The 413-nt window shown below is 61.7% G+C and carries 1 protein-coding gene; it reads left to right on the top strand.

The features are described 5' to 3' along the window. Window positions 1-30: 30 nt before the first annotated feature. The coding region (locus ACYPYD_RS19720) for an ATP-binding protein (RefSeq protein WP_459664997.1) at window positions 31-413 on the top strand (383 nt) is incomplete at its 3' end.

The raw sequence follows: 413 nt of genomic DNA, 5'->3' as shown, positions 1-413 counted from the left end.
CGCAGTCTTGACCGCCGGCTCTTCGAGACGTTGCTCGCTGGCGAATGGATATCCAGGCACGAGAACTTGGCCATCATCGGCCCGACCGGCATCGGGAAAAGTTGGTTGGCCTGTGCGATCGGCCACAAGGCCTGCCGTGATAACCGTTCCGTTCTCTACACCCGGTTGCCGCGGCTAATCGACGAACTCACCCTGGCCAAGGGTGACGGCCGTATCGCTGCTCGCCTGAAAAGCCTTGCCCGGGTCGATCTGCTGATCCTGGATGATTGGGGGCTTCAGCCTCTCGACGGCAACGCCCGGCACCATCTGCTCGAAATCCTTGAGGACCGTTACGGTCAGCGCTCCACGCTGGTCACCAGCCAACTTCCGGTGCCCCGCTGGCATCAGACCATAAACGATCCGACCTACGCCGA

The organism is Novosphingobium sp. 11B (assembly GCF_054589055.1).
Note: the sequence above shows the minus strand (reverse complement) of the source record. Positions and strands in the feature narration are given on the sequence as shown.